The 219-nt window shown below is 58.4% G+C and carries 1 protein-coding gene; it reads left to right on the forward strand.

Annotation, left to right across the window (positions count from 1 at the left end):
- A partial coding sequence (locus A3709_RS15005) for a TonB-dependent receptor (protein WP_156507783.1) occupies positions 1-219 on the forward strand: 219 nt, incomplete at both ends.

Below are 219 nucleotides of genomic sequence, written 5' to 3' on the forward strand. Positions count from 1 at the left end.
TCAGTTACTGGGTAGTTGGGACAATGTCGAACTGGTTACCGGGCTGTACTACTACGATGATGAAGGTACCCACGATTCCAGCGGCAGTGCCACTCTGGGCCTGCCCGGGCCCGAATTCGATATCACCTTTACCGACAATACCTCCATGGCGGTTTTCGCCCAGGCGACTTGGAGCCCGGAAGCGCTGGACAGTCGCTGGCACTTTACTCTGGGCGGGCG

The sequence above is a fragment of the Halioglobus sp. HI00S01 genome (genome assembly GCF_001635445.1).
In the GTDB taxonomy this organism is placed as follows: Bacteria; Pseudomonadota; Gammaproteobacteria; order Pseudomonadales; family Halieaceae; genus Halioglobus; species Halioglobus japonicus.